This window comes from Weissella sp. DD23 (genome assembly GCF_001579105.1).
Lineage (GTDB): Bacteria > Bacillota > Bacilli > Lactobacillales > Lactobacillaceae > Weissella > Weissella cibaria.
Map to the genome: position 1 here is coordinate 445,894 of NZ_KQ970390.1, position 1,425 is coordinate 447,318.

Genomic DNA, 1,425 nt, shown 5'->3' on the forward strand with positions numbered 1-1,425 from the left:
CCCTTATAACGATCCACTTCGCCACGTTCCAACATCTCGTTTGTCACTTCTTCGACAACAGCCGGGCGACGCGTTTCATCGGTAAAGTAGTAACCCTTCTCACCTTCAATCATCAGCGCTGCCGCTGGATCGGCACCAAATGTCACAATATCATGATGGTCATAAATTGCTTTAACACCCGGTACGTCTTTCACAACATCCTTCACTTGATCAAGCAAAGTGCTATCCTTCAAATAAATGTAAGTCGCACCATCAGTGTGCTTCGCAATAACCTGCCAATTGCGGGCAACACGACCATTCCGTGTTGCCTTCAACCAACCACGATTAGCAAATAACATGTTTAAGTGAATCATCTTTGAGACGTTCTGTTGATAGTGATCACCAAGAATCATGAAGTCTGTCTCTTCAAAAATGCCCGCATCTTTAGTTGCTTGAATCAAGTCACCAACGTGCTTGTCCAAGCAATCTAAGGCATCCCACGCTTGTTGCGTCCGAACCCCATAACGGTGCCGGTGTGAATCCATGTCAACCAAGTGAACCAACGTAAGATTTGGTTTCTTGGTCCGAATAGTATCAGCCGCCGCTGCCGTAATAAAGTTATCCAACTCTGGCTGTTGAATACCATTGCGTAAATGACCAAACTTACGGTCCATTTGTAGTAAGAACAATGGCGAACTTGCTCGCAATGACGTTGTGTACTGATTAGTCCAAATGCGGTTTGGGAAAATCTCAGCAATATTCCAGTTGATATGTGCACCAGCGGTGACAGGCCACAAGAAAGCAGCTGTCGTCATACCAGCTTCGCGTGCCAAGTCATACACCGTCGGTACCTTAATATGCTTTGCATACCAATACCAATCTGGTGAGACTCGTTCAGGTTGCATAAGGGTCGCATTCACAACGCCGTGCGTTTTTGGATAGGTTCCCGTGATAATTGACGTGTGTGATGGATAAGTAATTGACGGATAAACGCCTTTTACGTCACGCACCCATGTTCCTCCAGCGACCAATGCTGATAGGTTTGGCAAAAATTGTAAGCGCGCCTTCAAATCGGCGCTACCCATTGCATCTAACGAGATAACAACTGCGTGCTTTGCCATTAAACTAATCCTCCTATATTTGCTTACTTAATGACTTTTCAAGACGGTTAAGTAAGATTTGAACCATGCTTTTTTCTTCAGCGGACCATAACTTAAATGCAGTCTCTTCATAGATCATATGCTGTTCGTTAACAGCCGTCAGTACGTCATTACCCTTGACTGTGAGCTCATAGATTAATTGGCGTCGATCGCGACCAACGGCAATATTTGAAACCATTTCTTTCTTGAGTAATGAACTTAGCTGCCGTGACAATGTCGAATTATCAAGGCCCGTTTCATCGGATAACTTATCTTGAGTATCAAACCCAGCGGCAACATGACTCAA

At 44.7% G+C, this 1,425-nt stretch carries 2 protein-coding genes; both read right to left on the reverse strand.

The genetic code is table 11. From position 1 onward, the window contains the following. On the reverse strand, positions 1-1,100 hold a 1,100-nt coding region (locus WEIDD23_RS02140), incomplete at its 3' end, for an alkaline phosphatase family protein (RefSeq protein WP_242865410.1). Between the two features lie 13 nt (positions 1,101-1,113). Continuing rightward, positions 1,114-1,425 (reverse strand): MarR family winged helix-turn-helix transcriptional regulator (locus tag WEIDD23_RS02145; RefSeq protein WP_062358714.1); only part of this gene is annotated, 312 nt, incomplete at its 5' end.